Source organism: Novosphingobium mississippiense (assembly GCF_044029535.1).
Lineage (GTDB): Bacteria > Pseudomonadota > Alphaproteobacteria > Sphingomonadales > Sphingomonadaceae > Novosphingobium.
In genome coordinates this window covers 2,335,720-2,353,566 of sequence record NZ_CP147001.1, presented here as the reverse complement: position 1 = coordinate 2,353,566, position 17,847 = coordinate 2,335,720, and the positions used below count along the sequence as shown (strand labels likewise).

Genomic DNA, 17,847 nt, shown 5'->3' with positions numbered 1-17,847 from the left:
GATCTGGCCCCACGGCAATGTCCAATACCGAATATTTTCATGGTCCAGATTGTGACAGAGTGCTAGCAGCCATGCCCGGTCGCCCGACAATACGAACCCCGAGCGGAGTCTAGGCATGTTGCGTCCCTGGCAGGTTACCCTGAGCGAACGGATCGATCCCGAACGGGGGACGCCGATCTACATGCAGATCATCCATGCGCTGATCCGGGATATAGAAACCGGGCGGCTTGCCTCCGGCACGTATCTGCCCAGCAGTCGCGAACTGGCCAATGCCCTTGGCGTCAATCGCAAGACCGTCGTGCTCGCTTACGAGGATCTGATCGCGCAGGGATGGCTTTCGACCGAGGGCACGCGCGGCACGATGGTCTCGCGCTCGCTGCCGACGGGATCGTCCTCGCAAGTCGGCGTGCAGGAGCCGGAACGGCGCTTCGAACAGACGCATTACCGCTTTGCCGAACCGCCCGAACGCGCGCTGGCGCTGCCCGGTGGGCGGGGCATCAAGCTGGACGAGGGCGCGCCGGACGGGCGGCTGTTTCCGGCCGACCAACTGGCCCGCGCCTATCGCTCTGCGATCAGCCGGGCCTCACGCGCGAACCGTCTGCAATATCGCGATCCGCGCGGGTCGGAGGCGTTGCGGGAACAGGTCGCGGAAATGCTGCGCAGCCAGCGCGGCCTGGCGGTCACCTCAGCCAATATCTGCATCACGCGCGGCAGCCAGAACGGCCTGTTCCTGGCGCTGCAGGTGCTGATTGAGCCGGGCGATGCGGTGATCGTGGAGGAACTGACTTACGAGCCCGCCGTGGCGGCGATCCGCGCCTTGGGGGGCAAGGTGATCCCGGTGGGGCTGGACGAGGAGGGGATCGACGTTGCCGAAGTGGAGGCGATGTGCCGCCGCCATTCGGTGCGGGCGATCTTCGTTACGCCACATCACCAGTTCCCCACCACGATCGCGATGCGGCCGGAACGGCGGCTGCAACTTCTTGAAGTGGCACGCCAGTTCGGCGTCGCCGTGATCGAGGACGATTACGACCACGAGTTCCATTTCCAGTCTCAGCCGCTTTTGCCGATGGCGGGTTATGCGCCGGGGCAGGTGCTGTACCTCGGCTCGATGTCGAAGCTGCTGCTGCCGGCCTTGCGCATCGGCTATCTCGCCGCGCCCGAAGCGGTAATCGACGCGGTGGCCCATCGCGTTTCGCTGACCGACGGCATGGGCAACACGGTGACCGAGGAGACCGCTGCCGAACTGATCGCGAACGGCGAATTGCGGCGCCACACGCGCAAGGCCTGGCGCGTCTATGCGGACCGGCGACAGGCCTTTGCTGCATTGCTGGATGCGCACCTTGGCGACCGGGTCCAGTTCGCGGTGCCCGATGGCGGGTTGGCGTTCTGGGTGAAATTCCGGGGCGATATCGACGCGATCGAGGAGCGCGCCCGCGCACAGGGCCTGCGCTTCGCCAGCCATCGCTCGTTCATGGCGCGGGACACGGCGGACAAGGGACTGCGGCTGGGCTTTGCCAGCCTTGACGAGGCGGAGGCCGCCCGTGCCGTTTCCGCTCTGGCGGAGGCGGCGCGCTGAATTGGTCCTGACTGGACCCGTCATAAATTTGCATGTTGGCCGTTTCGGGTTCCAATCGGTGCCCGCAATCTTCCGTCCGACAGAAAACGCCTGACGGGACCGCATCATGACACGTTTCGATCGCCGCTCCTTCCTATCCCGCGCCGGCGGTGCGGCGGCCGGGACTTTCCTTTACAGCCATGCCGCCTGGGCTGCGGCGACGCCGGTCGATACCATCTACACCAATGGCCGGATCTGGACGGGCGAGGGGCGCGACGTCTTCACCGATGCCATCGGCCTGGTCGGTTCGCGCGTGGTGGCCTTGGGCAACGAGGCGGCGCGCAGCCTGGCGAACAAGGCGACGCGGGTGATCGACCTGGGCGGTGCCTTCGTCACGCCCGGCTTCACCGATTGCCACGTCCATTTCACCATGGGATCGGCAACGATCGGCCAGCCATCCCTGCGGCAGGCCAGTAGCCGGGACGCTTTCGTCAAGGTCGTGGCCGATGCCGCCAAGGCCATGCCGGCGGGCGAATGGCTGCTGGGCGGCAATTGGGACAACGATTCCTGGGGCGGCGAACTGCCCAGTCGCGACTGGATCGACGCGGTAACCCCGCAGACGCCGGTCGCGGTCGTCCGCTACGACTTGCACATGGTGGTGGTGAACTCGCTAGGCCTGAAGATGCTGGGCCTGGGCGACGATACGCCCGACGTCGCCGGGGGCGTGATCGTGCGTGACGGCAAGGGGCACCTGACCGGGGTATTCAAGGACGCGGCGAAGGACATGGTGCTCGCCCGCATTCCGGAACCGACCATGGCCCAGCGCGACGCCACCAACCGGCGCGGGATCCAGCTGGCCCTGTCTAAAGGCGTCACGCAGGTCCACGAAACCGGGATCGACTGGAATACGTTCGAATCCGCGCGCCGGATGCGCGCCTCGGGCGACTTGCCGTTCCGCTTTTATGCGATGATCCCGCTGCGCGACTGGAAGAAGCTGGACGCCATCGTCAAGGCCGAGGGGCGCGGGGACGAATTCGTCCGCTGGGGCGGATGCAAGGTGGTGTTTGACGGCTCGCTGGGATCGCGCACCGCGCTGTTCTACGAACCCTATCTGGACGATCCCAAGACGCGCGGCATCACCGTTACCGATCCCGATGAAATGCGCGGGCTGATGCGGGAGGCGGACGCCGCCGGCTACCAGATCGCCACGCACTCGATCGGGGACCGGGCCAACGACATGGTGCTGGACATGTGGGCGGAGGTTGCCCGGCTCAACGGCGTGCGCGACCGGCGGGGACGCATCGAACACGCCCAGCACCTCAATCCCGCCAGCATCGGCCGTTTTGCCGAACAGGGCGTGATCGCCTCGGTCCAGCCCTTCCACGCGGTGGACGATGGTCGCTGGGCTGTGCGCCGGATCGGGCCGGAGCGTCTGAAGACGACGTATGCCTTTGAATCGCTGATCCGAAGCGGTGCCCACGTCAGCTTCGGGTCGGACTGGCCGGTGGCCCCCATCGATCCGCTGACCGGCCTGAAGGCGGCGGTCCTGCGCGAGACGCTGGACGGGGCCAATCCGAAGGGCTGGTATCCCGAACAACGCGTGGAAATCCATGATGCGATGCTTTGCTACACGCGCGGCGCTGCCTTTGCAGGACGGTCGGAGGCCGACACCGGAACGCTGTCGCCCGGGCGCCTTGCGGACTTCGTCGTGTGGGATCGCGACCTTACGACCATCGATCCGGAAACGATCGACAAGGCTAAGGTCGTTTCCACCCACCTTGGCGGTCGCAAGGTGTACGGATGATGCGCATTGGACCCCTGGGGCGATATTTGTTGGATGTTCGTAGGGGGCTAATCGAAACATAAGTTTCTGGATGACGGCCATAGGGAAGGTCGTATAGATGCAACCAATTCGCAATAGCGCCAAAGCGCAGCGAACAAGCGAATCAACATGAGGGCAAGAATGTCGAACACTGCCAGGATCGCCAATATCGTCCGCCTGCACGCCAGCGGGATCGTCATCGCTGCCGCGCTCTGCGGATTTTCAGGCCAGGCCATGGCGCAGGAAGCGCCTTCCGCCAGCCCGAAGTCCGATGACATCATCGTCACCGCCCAGCGCGTGAATGCCACGCATGTGGAAAATGGCGGTGGTGCGGGCGTGCTGGGCAATAAGTCCGCACTCGATCTGCCGTTCAATTTGCGCAGCTATGACGAAACGCTCATCCTCAACCAGCAACCCAAATCTCTGGGTGAGGTGCTGGAAAACGATCCGACGATCCGCACCAGCTATGGCTATGGCAATGCTTCGGAAAACTTCATTATCCGCGGTTTCCCACTCTATGGCGATGACGTTGGTCTCAACGGGCTATACGGTATTGCGCCGCGCCAGTTGACTGCCCCCGAACTGTTCGAGAGCGTGCAGGTACTCAACGGCGCCAGTGCTTTCGTGAACGGCGCGTCGCCGGGCGGATCGGGCCTAGGCGGCAGTGTCAATCTGCTGCTGAAGCGCGCGGGTTCGGAACCGCTGAACCGCGTTACAGTGGGTTATACTTCGGATTCGCATTTTGGCGGCAGCTTCGACGTCGGGCGTCGGTATGGCGATTTCGGTGTGCGCATCAACGGCAACTACCAGGACGGTGATGTAGCGATCAATCGTGAGGATCGCATGACTCAGGTTCTGGGTGTCGGGCTCGACTGGTCGCACGGGCCGGTGCGTGTGTCGCTCGATCTTGGCTACCAGAAGGTCGGCGTGGATTCGCTGCGTCCGAAGTTGAACCTTTACACCGCCGAAATTCCGAAGGTGCCCAAGGCTTCCGCTAACTACGCGCAAGACTACACCTACACTCGGATGCGCGATTTCTTCGGCGTGTTCAATTTCGAATATGATTTCGCACCGAATGCGACGCTTTGGGCGAAGGCCGGGGCGCGTGACGGCAAGGAACGCGGCATCTACGGTACGGTGAACGTGACCGACGCTCTGACCGGCGACGGCTATGGCACAGCAGCATCGACGCCGCTCAATCAGAACAATGAAGCGGCCGAGATCGGTGCGCGTGTGAAACTCGGTTCCGTGGTGACCAACGAAATTTCGTGGGGTGCGAATATCAACTGGCAGGAATTTCGCACTGCCTACGACTTCTTCTGGGGGCCGGACTTCGCCGGCAAGCCGACCAATATCTACAACACGCCGCAGACGACGCTTCCGGCTTCGTCATTCTCGGGTGGCGATCTCGACGATCCGTTCCCGATCACCCGCAACAAGTTGTGGAGCGTGTTCGCGGCCGATACGATCGGCTTCTGGGACGATCGCGTGATGGTGACCGGCGGTCTTCGCCTGCAGTCCCTTGACGTGAAGAGCTATGCCTACACCGATGCCTTCGATGGCAGCTATGCGGCGGGCGATCTGACGAGCGAGTACAAGCGCGACGCGATCACCCCCGTTGTCGGCATCGTGGTCAAACCCGCGGAAAAGATTTCGCTCTACGCCAACCGCATCGAAGCATTGCAGCAGGGCTCAACGGCGGGCTCGGATGCGGTCAACTTCGGAGAGGTGCTGGCGCCTTACGTGTCCACGCAGTACGAATTCGGCGGCAAGGTTCAGGTAGGGCCGATGTTCGCGGGGCTGTCGTTCTACCAGATCAAGAAGCCGAATGCCTTCACCGATCCGGTCACGCTTATCTACGGTCTGCATGGACAGCAGCGCAATCGCGGTGTGGAATTTACCCTGAACGGTGAGATCGTTCACGGTCTGCGCCTGATTTCGGGCGTTGCCGTTACCGATGCCAAGCTCACGAAGACCAGCGACGGCACCGATGGCAATATTGCCAAGGGCGTGCCGGACTGGACTGCGAATGCCAACCTTGAATGGGATACGCCCTTCATTACCGGGCTGACGCTGACGGGTCGCGTAACTTACACCGGCAAGCAGTGGGTAGACAACGCCAACACCATGCGCCTGCCCGATTGGGCTGTGTTCAACCTGGGTGCGCGCTTCGTCACCGCTGCGGGCGACGTGCCGGTTACGCTGCGTTTGAGCGTCGATAACGTGGCCAACAAAGCCTATTGGTCATCTGCCTACGACAGCTTCGGTACGGCTCTTCTCCAGGGCCAGCCGCGCACGTTCAAGGCCTCGATCTCGGCCGACTTCTGATCCGTATCGCGGCCCGGCTTCCACGCCGGGCCGCGATCCTTCGATTTACGATATGACCCAGGCTTTCGAAAACGACGACGTAGACCCCGAAATCCGCGCGTGGCTGCAGCAGATGTTCGCTGCTTCCGCCGCGCTTGGCTCGCGGCCCGGGCTTTCCGCGCCGGAGCGGCGAGCGATTGCCGAACGCCAACGTGCGCCGTGGACGCGGGGCGGGCCGGTCATGGCGGTGACCGAAGAGCTTCGCGTCGGCCCCGGGCAGACGCGCATCCGTATCCACCGTCCCTCTGACGTGCCGGATCTGCCGGTGCTGATCTACCTGCACGGTGGCGGCTGGACGCTGTTCAGCATCGACACGCACGACCGGCTGATGCGCGAATATGCGGGGCGATCCGGCTGCGCAGTGCTGGGCATCGACTATCCGCTCGCGCCGGAGCATCCGTTTCCGGCGGCAATCCATTCCATCGGCGACGTATTGGACTGGTTGGCGGAGCAGGGTGCCGCGCATGGTCTCAATCCGGGGCGCTATGTCATCGGCGGGGACAGCGCCGGTGCCAATCTGGCCGTTGCCGCCACGCTTGAACGGCGCCGGCTGGATCGCGTCATGCCGGCTGGCTTGCTGCTCAACTACGGTGCCTGGGACGGAGCTTGGACCGAGAGCTACGATCGTTACGGAGATGGCGATCGTTACATGCTCACCGGCCCGGAAATGGACGAGTTCTGGGCGACCTACCTTGCCGGGCGAACGGTCGATGATCCGCTGGCCCGCCCGCTCCACGCCGATCTGACCGGCCTGCCGCAGGCATGGCTCTGCGTGGCCGAATGCGACGTGCTGCTGGACGAGAACCGGGCGATGGCGGCACGTCTGCCGCAGGCCGAACTGCGCGTCTATCCGGGCGCGACGCATAGTTTCCTGGAAGCCGTGGCGGCGTCGGAACTGGCCGATCGCGCGATTGCCGAGGCTTCACAGTGGCTTGCGGCCATGCTGAACGGCTGATCGCCATAGGTCGTGGCTTTACGGGGCGATCGGGTATAAGGGCGCGCGGATGATCCGCCTTTCCGACCTTGCCCTGCCGCTCGACCACGCTCCGGCCGACCTTGAGGCCGCCGTCTGCGAACGCCTTGGCATCGCGCCCGACCAGATCGAACGCCTGACCGTGGTGCGCCGTGGCAACGACGCGCGCCGCAAGACCGCGATCAAGCTGGTCTACACGCTCGATCTTGAGGTGAAGGACGAGGCGGAACTGCTGGCACGGTTCCATGACGACCAGCACGTGCGACCAACCCCGGATACCAGCTACAAGTTCGTCACCCATGCGCCGACAAACTATGAAGGGCCGCGCCCGGTGGTGATCGGTACCGGCCCCTGCGGTCTTCTGGCGGCGCTGGTGCTTGCGCAGATGGGCTTCAGGCCGATCATCGTCGAACGCGGCAAGGCCGTGCGCGAACGTACCAAGGACACCTGGGGCCTTTGGCGCCGCTCCGTTCTCGATCCGGAAAGCAATGTGCAGTACGGCGAAGGGGGCGCGGGCACGTTTTCCGACGGCAAGCTCTACAGCCGCATCAAGGATCCGCGCCACCTGGGCCGCAAGGTTCTGACCGAGTTCGTGAAGGCCGGCGCACCGGATGATATCCTGACCGAAGCGCATCCGCACATCGGCACCTTCCGCCTCGTCACCATGGTCATTTCCATGCGCGAGACGATCGAGCAGCTTGGCGGCGAATACCGCTTCAGCACCCGCGTCGACGATTTCGAGGTGGAGGAGGATGCGGACGGCACTCGCCGCCTTACCGGCCTGCACCTCTCCACTGGCGAGTTTCTGCCCGCGAGCCATGTGATCATGGCCGTCGGTCATTCTGCGCGCGATACTTTTCAGGTGCTGCACGACCGGGGCGTGTTCATGGAGGCCAAGCCCTTCGCCATCGGCGTGCGCATCGAACATCCGCAAAGCTGGATCGACACGGCGCGCTATGGCCCCAATGCGGGCAACAAGATCCTGGGCGCGGCGGCCTACTCCATCGCGCACAAGGCATCGAACGGGCGCACCGTCTACAGTTTCTGCATGTGCCCGGGCGGGCGCGTGGTGGCGGCGGCTAGCGAAGAGGGGCGCGTCGTCACCAACGGCATGAGCCAGTATTCGCGCGCCGAGTTCAATGCCAATTCGGGTCTCGTCGTCGATATCAATCCCGATGTGGACTATCCCGGCGATCCGCTGGCGGGCGTGGCATTCCAGCGCAAGTTCGAGGAACTGGCCTTCAAGGCCGGTGGCTCCAATTACAAGGCGCCGGGGCAGAAGCTGGGCGATTTCCTGGCGGACCGACCTTCGACCGAGTTCGGCGAAGTGATCCCCAGCTATCAGCCGGGCGTGCATCTGACCGAGTTGAAGGAATGCCTGCCCGATTTCGTGGTGGACGCGATCCGGGAGGCTTTGCCGGTATTCGGCCGTCAGGTGCCGGGCTATGATCACCCCGATGTGGTGATGACCGGCGTGGAAACGCGCACATCCTCGCCCGTGCGCATCACGCGCGGAAGGGATTTCCAGAGCCTGAACACACGTGGGCTCTATCCGGCGGGTGAAGGTGCGGGCTACGCCGGCGGCATTCTCTCGGCCGCGGTCGACGGTATCCGCGTGGCAGAGGCACTGGGCCTGGAACTGGCTCCGGTCCAATCGTGAGCGACACCTACGATGCCATCGTGCTCGGCGCGGGCGCGGCCGGGTTGTTCTGCGCCGCCACGGCCGGACAGCGCGGCAAGCGCGTGCTGCTGCTCGACCATGCCGACCAGCCGGGCAAGAAGATCCTGATTTCCGGCGGCGGCCGCTGCAACTTCACCAATGTGGACACTGCGCCGGATCGCTATCTTTCCAGCAACCCGCACTTCGCGAAATCGGCGCTGAGCCGCTACACGGCCGCCGATTTTCTGGAAATGGTCGAAGCCTATGGCATTGCCTGGCACGAGAAGACCTTGGGGCAGCTGTTCTGCGATGGCTCTGCCAGGCAGATCGTCGCCATGCTGCTGGAAGAATGCACCAAGGGCGGCGTCGAACTGAACTGCGGCGATGCGCTGGGCGAGATCGACCATGCGGACGGGCTCTATCGCGTGGCCTTCGGCAACCGCGTGGCCACGGCGCCGGCGCTGGTCATCGCCACTGGCGGGCCGTCGATCCCCAAGATGGGCGCCACCGGCTTTGCCTATGACCTGGCGCGCAAGTTCGGCCTGAAAGTCGTGCAACCGCGCCCGGCGCTGGTGCCGCTGACACTTTCGGAGGACGAGGCGCTGTTCCGGGAGCTGTCCGGTGTTTCCACCGAAGTGATTGCGCGCTGTGGCAAGGCAGCGTTCCGCGAGGCGGCGCTGTTCACCCATCGCGGCCTTTCTGGCCCGGCGATCCTGCAGATTTCCAGCTATTGGCAGCGCGGCCAGACGGTGACGACGCAGTTCCTGCCCGATCGGGCCGAGGGCTGGCTGAAGGACGCCAAGCGCGAACGCCCGCGAACCAGCTTGCGCAAGGTCTTGGGTGAAGGCCTGCCGGAACGTCTGGTGGACGTGCTGTGCGAACGGCTGGGCCTGAACGGCGAACTCGGCGCAATGTCGGACAAGGCGCTGGTTGCCGCCGAGGCGAAGCTGGCCCGTTGGCCGTTCGTGCCCGATGGCTCCGAAGGCTTCGCCAAGGCGGAAGTGACGGCAGGCGGCATCGATACGGGCGGCCTGTCTTCCAAGACCATGGAAGCGCGCAAGGCGCCCGGGCTCTACGCCATCGGTGAAGCGGTGGACGTCACCGGCTGGCTGGGCGGCTACAACTTCCAGTGGGCCTGGGCCAGTGCCCGTGCAGCGGGGCTGGCCATCTAGCCGGACGTTTTTCTAGCCGACGTAAAGCTGCGGGAACTCGGCCTTGAACCGGGCCAGCCGGGGCTTGTCCCAGCGCTGGATATAGCCGTTGTTCGGGTTCCTGCGCATGAAGTCCTGATGGTAGGCTTCGGCGGGGAAGAACGCGCCCGTTTCGATCTTCGTCGCGATCGGCTTAGGAAAGGCGTGGGCCTTGTTCAATTGCGTGATGTAGGTGGCGGCCAGTTGCCGCTGCGCGGGGGTCTGCGGGAAGATGGCCGAACGATAGCTGGGGCCACGATCGGGGTATTGCCCGTCTACCTGGGTAGGGTCGTGGGCCGCCGCGAAGAAGACCTGCAGGATCTGCCCGTAGGAAACCTTGGCGGGATCATAGACGATCCGTACCGCTTCGGCATGGCCGGTCGTCTCCGAGGAGACGGCGCCGTAGTTTGCATTCGTGCGCGTGCCGCCGGCATAGCCTGAGGTTACCGATCCGACGCCGCGCAGATGTTCGAACACACCTTCCATGCCCCAGAAGCATCCGCCGGCCAGAACGGCCACCTGCTGGCCGGATGGTCGCACCGTTTCCGCCGGCGGGGGCGGCAATGACGCGGCTTGCGCGGGTTCTCCCTGCGGTAGGGGCAGGGCCGACAGGGCAATGGCAATGCCGGCAGTGGCCAGCATGGCGAAGGAAACAGGGCGGATCGGCATCGCGGCAACTCCCGTGTCACTTGTGAACGGGAATTCGCGGTAGCGGGCTGGCCGGTTACAATCCGGGCCAGCCGATCCGCCTAAAGCGTCATCAGGATTTCGCGGCGGTTGTCGCCATGCCAGCCCAGTGCCTGTTCCAGCAGTGCGATGCTGACGGCGCAACGGTTGGCATCGCTGCTCTTGCCCTGCATTGCGGCGACTACGTCGGCCTGGCTCAGCTTCGTGGTCTTGATCACCTTGCCGATCAGTTCGCCGGGGATCATCGCGCTGTGCTGGCCCACGCCCTTGGGCTGGCCCAACGCATTCTGCCGGGCCAGTTGGAGCGCGAAGGCACGCTCGCTGGCGCGCTCATCGGCGGTCAGCGGCAGCGGGCCTTCGAACCAGCCGGAATTGCCGAGTTGCTCGCAGGCGGCAATGCTGTCCTTGCGTGCTGCGCGAAGCTGGGCAAGGCGCAACTGCATCGCCGTCTCGAACAGATCGCCCGAGAGTTCGCGTCCCTTCAGGTAGCTGCGCAGGCGCACGATCGCCACCGCCTTGTCGATCATGGCATCGCGGTCGTCCCCCGCGCGCAAGCCGCCGGAAATAACGGCGTTGATCGATCGTGCCAGATCGGGCTGCGTCTTCCACAGCCAGGCGGAATCGTGGCCTTCGCCGAAGGCCTCCCGCGCCGCCCCGTCCATCACGGACGAAACCTCGGCGGTGCGGGCGGCTTCGGAAGGGTTTACGGCGGGGGGCTGCTGCGGTGATGGCGAGGACGAGCCGGCAATGGCGACGACGATGGCAAAGGCCACGATGCCCAGCACCACCAGCAGTCCGGTCAGGACGGGATTGCCGCCTTCCCACGATGCCACGCGTTCAGTCGCGAAGTGCGATTCCAGTTCCGGGAAATGCTTGCGCACCCCACGCAGCAGCGCATCGACATCGCTTTGCGCCGGGCCACCCAGCATCCGCAGCGGGCCTGCCTTCCCGGGTTTCGCCAGTTCGTTCCACGCCTTGTGGAAGCGATGGTCGGGCTGCAGCACGTTCTGCTGAAAGCGATAGCCGCGCAGGCGCGCGCCCAGGAACTGTACGGCGGGGCGGGCATCGTGCGCGCTCCATTCGCGTTCCCACCCGAAGGCATGGCTCGAATCTTCCAGCAGCGGGGCGGAGCGGGGCCATCCGCGCGCAAGAATCTCGGCCAGCCAATCCTCGATCTGTTGCTGACGCGATATGTGCGATTGCGCCACTTCGTCCAGAATCGTGCGCAGCGCGCGCGTCGCTTGCCGGGTTTCCGCCTCGGTCAATGGCTCGCCGGCATTCTCGCGTTCGGGATCGAGCAGGATCGTCAGGCGCTCGGCCGGAGTTTCTCCGGGGCGCAGCCCCAGCGCATCGTCGCCGACAAGGCTGCCCGAAAGCAGCGGCGCGGTGAAGGGATCGATGGTGGTGAGTGGAATGCCGGCCCCGCTGACGCCGCCGTGACCGGCCTCTCGCGCCGCGGCGGCGGCCCAGGCCATGCGTTCCAGCATGGTGGATGCATCGGGCTCACCTGGGCGCGTTGCCAGTGGACGGGCTGCCGGATCCTCGAAATCCTGCCATTCGCCGGGCAGTTCCGGCGCGGCGAATGTCCAGCGCGGCGTAGCGGGCGGTGTCGGAATGGGCGTGGCCGTGACCTGGACGGCTTCGGGTTCGACCGCGTCCGGCGTGGGGGCGGTTTCGTCCGCATCCTCCGCACCGGCCGTTTCGAAATCGCCTTCGTCCATCGTCCGCGCCAGCCGCAAGGCAAGATCCCGCGCCTGACGCAGGCGGGCATAGGCGGCGACATCCTCGTCGACGTTCATCGCCTTCAGCCGTTCCGCATAGGCCTTGCGGATCGCGGAGGTTTCCGCCGTGGGTTCGATGCCCAGCAGCGACCAGGGGTGGCTGCTCATAGCGGGCTGACGCTTTCCACTTCGTCCAGCCTTGCAGACAGCATGGCGCGGGCATCGGCGATGCGGCGCGGCTCCTGGCTGTCCAGCGCGCCGGCGAACTGGGTGATCCAGTGGCCGATCATCTGGCGAAGCTCACCGATGTGGTCTTCGTAGCACCGTTCTGCCCGGGCCATCAGCGCGACGTTGCCGGCATCCTCACGCGGGTGGTGCTTCAGCTTGGCAAGGGCGGCGCGGCGCTGTTCGATCTGCTTGCGATCGGGCCGATCCTCCTCGTCCACGATCACCAGATTACGGGTCGCGCCGTTCTCGGGAACGTGGACGTCGATCTCCAGCAGGCCGGAACTGTCGTAGGAGAAGCGGACTTCGACCGAGATCTCGCCCGCGCCGCGCGGCGGGACGGGGATGGTCATGTTGCCCAGCTTCACGTTCCCGCGCACCTCCCGGGCCTCACCCTGATAGATGCCGAATTCGAGCTTCTTCTGGTTGTCCGCCAGCGTCGAATAAGTGTTCACGCGGCTGACCGGGACGGGGGTGTTGCGATCGATGATCGGGGAGAACAGCCCGCGCTGAAGCCCGCCGTAACCATCCCGTTCGGCCACTTCGATGCCCAGCGTGAAGGGGCAGACATCGGTGATGCGGATCTCTTCCAGCGCGGCATCGCGTCCGGCGAGTCCGGCCTGGATCGCCGCGCCCAGCGCCACGGCGTGGTCGGGATGGACGGCGGAATTGGGAAAGCGGCCGAACAGGCGCGTGATCGCCCGGCGCACGACCGGCATCCGCGTCGCGCCGCCCACCAGCACCACGTCCGACAGTTCGGCGGCATCGATCGCGCAATCGCGCAGCGCACGCACCACCGGTTCGCGCAGGCGGCGCAGCAGGGTGTCGCACGCGTTCTCGAACTCGGCATCGGTAACCCTGGCGGCCAGGCGCGTTTCTTCCACGACCACCGCGAATTCGGCTTCCGATGCGTTGGACAGCGCGCGGCGGCAGCTTTCGGCGGCGCGCTTCAGCAAGGCATCGCGACGCTCGGCGGGCAGGGCGGCAAGGCGGTTTTCGGGATCGATGCGGGGCGCCATCAGCGCGGCCAGCGCATCATCGAAATCATCGCCGCCGAGCCGGTTGTCGCCGGCGGAAGCGCGCACTTCCACGATGCCCTCAAACATTTCCACGACCGAAACGTCGAACGTGCCGCCGCCAAGGTCGAAGACAAGGAACGCCTCGCGGTCGCCCCGGTCCTGCAGGCCGAAGGCCAGCGCGGCGGCGGTGGGCTCATTGATCAGGCGGCGCACTGTCAGGCCCGCCAGTTCGCCCGCGCGGCGGGTGGCCTTGCGCTGGCGGTCGTTGAAATAGGCGGGAACGGTGATCACCGCCTCCGTCGGCGTTTCGCCGGTCAGCGCCTCCACGTCCTTGACCAGCGCCTGCAGCACCAGCGCCGAGAGGTCTTCGGCCTTGTATTCCTTGCCGGCCAGCCTGGTGGTCGCCGCGGTGCCCATTCGGCGTTTGAAGCTGGTCGCGGTGTCCTGGGGATGCGTGGCCAGCCGGTCCAGCGCCGCGCGCCCGATCCACACCTGCCCGTCGCGGGCGATGCTGATGGCGGAAGGCGTAAGCAGTTCGCCCAGGGCATTGGGGACGAGTTCGGCCGCGCCGTCCCACCAGATAGCCACCGCACTGTTGGTCGTCCCGAGATCGATGCCGATCAGCATTGCGCCCTGCCGCCAAGGTCCCGAGTCACGCTGGCCCTTCCCTGAGATTCTTCGCCTGAAATTCTTTGTGACCGCGACTACCCGGTGCATCCTTCCGGTCGCACCTGTTCAGCCGCACCCGGCGCAGCCCGCCATCGGCCGCCCCAGGCGACCGTGCTTAGCGACAAGCGGGGGGGATCGAAAGGGCGAAGTACCGGGAAGAGCACATTCAGGCGCGCGCATTCGCGAATGGGGCATCATCGCGCCGGTTGCGGTTCAGCGTCGCGTGCTGCCCCTGCGGATGAGTTGCGGGGCCATGACCAGGCCACTAGTGCCTTCGCCTTCGATCCGCGTGCGAAGGCGTTCCACCATGGCCTTGGCACCGGCGGCGATTTCCTGGCGGATCGTCGTCAGCGGCGGCATCGTCTGCGCCGCCAGCGGCAGATCGTCGAAGCCCACGATTTGCACGATATCGGGCACGCCCCGGCCGATCTCGTGCAAAGTGCGCAGGGCGGTCATGGCGATCAGGTCGGTGGCGGCGACGATGCCGTCCACCCCCATGTCCATTTCCGAAAGAACGCTGCGGATGCCGGGGCCCATGTCTTCCCCGGCAAGCCCGGCGGAAAGGTGCGAGAGAGGAATACGCGCGGCCTGCGCCTCCTCCGCCGCGCCGCGAAAGCGCATGGCGATTTCCAGTCCGGACGTATCGCCCAGGAACACCAGGCGGCGTGCGCCGGCGTCGATCAGGTGTCGCGCCGCCATCCGGCCGCCGGCCTCGTTGTCGGTGCCAACGGCGCAGTGCGTCTGCCCGGGGCGGTAGTGGCCCCAGACGACCATCGGGCGATATGTGGCGGCCACTTGCTCGATCACGTCGAACTGGTTGGACTGGCCGATCACGATCACGCCGTCGACCATGCCCGATCCGGTCATGCGTTCCAGCCAGTCGCTTGTCCCGTCCGGGATCGCGCGGCTGAGCATCAGGTCGTACCCGCTCTCCGTCAGTTCGTCCGCCAGATGGCCCAGCAGGGTGAGGAAGAATGGATCGGAGATGTGCTGGCGCTTCTCGTGCCCCAGCGGGATCACCACGCCGACGACACCGGTACGGCGGGATCGCAGGCGGCTGGCCATCTGGTTGGGGCGGAAGCCGTGCTGTCGGGCGATGGCGCGGATGCGTTCGCGGGTCTCGGCATTGACCAGAGACTTGCCCGCAAGTGCACGCGATACCGTGCCCGCAGAGACGCCGGCTATCCTGGCAATATCCGCAAGCGTGCGCACCTCGCCCGTAGCGGCGCCGGCCTGCAGCGATTGCTTTTCCTGTTCGCGTTTTCCGACCATGGCCCCCCCATTCGTCGTGCCGGCATTAACAGTATGAATAGCCGGGCGGAAGCGCATTGTCGGCGGGGGCGGGGGTGTCAGGAAACGGGGTATTCGACCGATGCGGGACCGCCTTCGACCAGCAGCGTCATCAGGGCGCCAAACAACAGCAGAAGCCCGGCCAGAGCCAGTGCGCAGCGTGGATCGCCACCCAGCAAGGGGGTGTAGATAAGGGGCATGGTCAGGGTTTCGAGCAGCATGGGGACCACGATTAAAATATTGAAAAGTCCCATGTAGAGTCCGGTCCGTTCGGGCGAGATCGCTCCGGCGAGCATGACGTAGGGATTGCCCATCATTCCCGCCCAGCCGAGCCCGATTCCCAGCATCGGCAATGCCAGCAGCCAGGGGGAGGCGAATTGCGGCGTGATTTGCGGCAGCGCGAGCATGCCGATCCCGGCGGCCGTGAGGCAGATTGCGTGGGCGCGCGGTGCCCCGATCCGGCGCACCGCCGGGACCAGCGCGAGGGCCGCGAAGAAGGCTGCCAGGTTGTATAGTGCACCCAGCTTCTGCGCGGTCAGTACCGCCGCCCGAAAGGCCGGTGTGGTGGCGTCGGTCGTTTCGTGGAGCGACCGGGCCAGCGCGAAGGCGACGTACTGCCAATAGACGAACATCGCGTACCATTGGCACAGCATCGCCGGGGCCAGCTGCCGCATCGGCCGGGGCATCTCGACAATGGCCCGCATCACCTCGCGCAGGAGCATCCCGCGTGATGGTGGGCTTTCGCCATCGGCGAAGGGAAGCTCCGGCACGCGGACGACCGACCAGACCACGGTCGAGAGCGAGAGGATCGCGCCGATGGCGAAGGCCACGCGCACCACCACCGGGATGCCATTGGCATCCAGCAGATCCCGCGCGATGGCCGCCGTCAGCAGGGATGGGGCCAGATAGGACAGGGTCTGGGCCAGCCCCGTAAACGCACTCTGCGTCAGGAAGCCCAAGGCATGCTGGTCGCGCGGCAGCCGATCGGCGACATAGGCGCGGTACGGCTCCATCGTGGCGTTGTTGGCCGCGTCCAGCACCCAGAGCAGGCCCGCGGCCATCCATAGGGTGGGGCTGAGCGGCATTGCCAGCAGGCAGGCGGAGCAGACCAGCGCGCCCGCCAGGAACCACGGGCTGCGGCGACCGAGCCGGGAGCGGGTGCGATCGCTCAGCACGCCGACCAGCGGCTGGACCAGCAGGCCGGTTACCGGACCCGCCAGCCAGAGCAGGGGCATGATCGCCTCGCTCGCGCCAAGGTACGCATAGATCGGCCCCATATTGGCCTGTTGCAGCCCGAAGCTGAACTGCAGGCCGAAGAACCCCAGGTTCATTTCCAGAATCCCGAGGAAGGCCAGTCGTGGCTTTCCCGGTCGTGGCTTTTCCGGCCGTGGCCTTTTTGGCCGTGGTTTTGTGGGTCTTGGCTTCATGGGCGCGACACCGATGCCCCATCGTGCTGGGCGACAAGCATCAACGCATTGATCTTGCGAACGGTTGCGGTGAAATCGATTGCGCGTAGGGGCGATTGGTTTCGTGGCGAGGCCGGCGCCCGTTCCTGTCTCAAGATTTCCGAGGTCGGAATGCGGTCATCCCGCAATTCTGGCGCAAATTCGTCATTGCGTTCCTGCGGCAACCCTAGGGGTATCTGCGGCATGCGGTTCGGCGCTTGCGGCGCGGGCCGGCGAGTGGCAGGGACAGGCGCATGGCAGGTATTGCGGGTATCGAACTGGGCGGCACCAAGACCGTCGTCGTACTGGGGCATCCGGGCGCGATCGATCTGCGCGAGGAATTTCCTACCACCACGCCGGACGAAACCCTTTCACGCGCGATCGCCACGATCCGCGGATGGCGGGGGGAGTCCGGCGCGCCCGATGCGGTGGGCGTGGCCAGCTTCGGCCCGATCCGCGTGGACCGCACGGCGGCAGACTTCGGAGTGATGCTCGATACGCCAAAGCCCGGCTGGGCCGGTGCGGATGTTGCCGGCAGGCTGGCGATGGAACTGGGCTGCCCGCTGGCGCTCGATACCGATGTCAACGCGGCGGCGCTGGCGGAGCACCGTTTCGGCGCGGCTCGTGGTTGCCCGACGATGGCCTATATCACGATCGGAACCGGTGTGGGCGTAGGCGTCGTGGCCAACGGCGCCCCGGTGCATGGCCTTATGCATCCGGAAGTGGGCCATGTGCGCCTGCGCCGTGCGGCGGGGGACGGCTTTGCCGGGGCCTGCCCGTTTCATGGGGACTGCATCGAAGGCCTGCTGAGCGGCCCTGCGCTCGCCGCGCGTTTCGGCCGGCATCCTTCCACCATCGCGGTGGACGACCCGGTTTGGCACGCGGTTTCGCAGGATCTGGCGGAACTGCTGGCGATGCTGTTGCTGACGCTGTCGGCGCAGCGGATCGTCGTCGGCGGCGGTGTCGCCAATCGGCAGCCGCATCTGCTGCCTTCGGCGCTGGAGCGATTGCCCGGGCTGCTGGGCGGCTACTTGCGCGATTGCACGCCGGAGACGCTGACAGGAATCTGCGTGCCGCCGGCGCTGGGGGATGATGCAGGTCCGATGGGGGCGCTGGTAGTGGGCGCGAGCGCTCTCTGAAACGCCGCGCGGCTGGCCGGTGGGCTGCACCATTTGTCGGGGTGTAAATTATGCAATTTCGTCACACTAATCGAATGTTGCGCGA

At 65.6% G+C, this 17,847-nt stretch carries 12 protein-coding genes; 7 read left to right on the top strand and 5 right to left on the bottom strand.

Annotation, left to right across the window (positions count from 1 at the left end; translation table 11 throughout):
- Window positions 1-115: 115 nt before the first annotated feature.
- The 6 genes from WBP06_RS11160 (at window position 116) to WBP06_RS11135 (ending at window position 9,549) form a co-directional block, all read left to right on the top strand.
- A complete protein-coding gene (locus WBP06_RS11160; RefSeq protein WP_395327458.1) occupies window positions 116-1,576 on the top strand; it encodes a PLP-dependent aminotransferase family protein in 1,461 nt (486 codons plus the stop codon).
- Window positions 1,577-1,682: 106 nt separating this feature from the next.
- On the top strand, window positions 1,683-3,359 hold the full coding sequence (locus WBP06_RS11155) for an amidohydrolase (protein WP_395327456.1): 1,677 nt from the start codon (window positions 1,683-1,685) through the stop codon (window positions 3,357-3,359).
- 159 nt (window positions 3,360-3,518) lie between these two features.
- A complete protein-coding gene (locus WBP06_RS11150) occupies window positions 3,519-5,705 on the top strand; it encodes a TonB-dependent receptor (RefSeq protein WP_395327454.1) in 2,187 nt (728 codons plus the stop codon).
- A gap of 52 nt (window positions 5,706-5,757) precedes the next feature.
- Window positions 5,758-6,699: an alpha/beta hydrolase gene (locus WBP06_RS11145; RefSeq protein ID WP_395327453.1), complete on the top strand. Its 942-nt coding sequence runs from the start codon at window positions 5,758-5,760 to the stop codon at window positions 6,697-6,699.
- 49 nt (window positions 6,700-6,748) lie between these two features.
- Window positions 6,749-8,377 (top strand): NAD(P)/FAD-dependent oxidoreductase, encoded by a 1,629-nt coding sequence (locus tag WBP06_RS11140; protein ID WP_395327451.1) that lies wholly within the window; start codon window positions 6,749-6,751, stop codon window positions 8,375-8,377.
- Window positions 8,374-9,549, top strand: coding sequence for an NAD(P)/FAD-dependent oxidoreductase (locus tag WBP06_RS11135; protein ID WP_395327450.1), 1,176 nt, complete (start codon window positions 8,374-8,376; stop codon window positions 9,547-9,549). Before WBP06_RS11140 ends, WBP06_RS11135 begins: the two co-directional genes overlap by 4 nt.
- Before the next feature lie 12 nt (window positions 9,550-9,561).
- Here WBP06_RS11135 and msrA read toward each other — a convergent pair whose 3' ends face one another.
- From msrA to WBP06_RS11110, 5 genes are all read right to left on the bottom strand, one after another.
- Window positions 9,562-10,236 (bottom strand): peptide-methionine (S)-S-oxide reductase MsrA, encoded by a 675-nt coding sequence (gene msrA / locus WBP06_RS11130; protein WP_395327448.1) that lies wholly within the window; start codon window positions 10,234-10,236, stop codon window positions 9,562-9,564.
- Between the two features lie 80 nt (window positions 10,237-10,316).
- Window positions 10,317-12,143 (bottom strand): hypothetical protein, encoded by a 1,827-nt coding sequence (locus WBP06_RS11125; RefSeq protein ID WP_395327447.1) that lies wholly within the window; start codon window positions 12,141-12,143, stop codon window positions 10,317-10,319.
- Window positions 12,140-13,846 (bottom strand): Hsp70 family protein, encoded by a 1,707-nt coding sequence (locus tag WBP06_RS11120; RefSeq protein WP_395327445.1) that lies wholly within the window; start codon window positions 13,844-13,846, stop codon window positions 12,140-12,142. Before WBP06_RS11120 ends, WBP06_RS11125 begins: the two co-directional genes overlap by 4 nt.
- A gap of 255 nt (window positions 13,847-14,101) precedes the next feature.
- Window positions 14,102-15,160: a LacI family DNA-binding transcriptional regulator gene (locus WBP06_RS11115; protein ID WP_395327444.1), complete on the bottom strand. Its 1,059-nt coding sequence runs from the start codon at window positions 15,158-15,160 to the stop codon at window positions 14,102-14,104.
- 77 nt (window positions 15,161-15,237) lie between these two features.
- Entirely contained in the window at window positions 15,238-16,509 is a 1,272-nt protein-coding gene (locus tag WBP06_RS11110) for an MFS transporter (protein ID WP_395327442.1), read from the bottom strand.
- A gap of 368 nt (window positions 16,510-16,877) precedes the next feature.
- Between WBP06_RS11110 and WBP06_RS11105 the strand changes: the two genes are divergently transcribed.
- Window positions 16,878-17,762: an ROK family protein gene (locus WBP06_RS11105; RefSeq protein WP_395327440.1), complete on the top strand. Its 885-nt coding sequence runs from the start codon at window positions 16,878-16,880 to the stop codon at window positions 17,760-17,762.
- The last annotated feature ends 85 nt before the right edge of the window (window positions 17,763-17,847 follow it).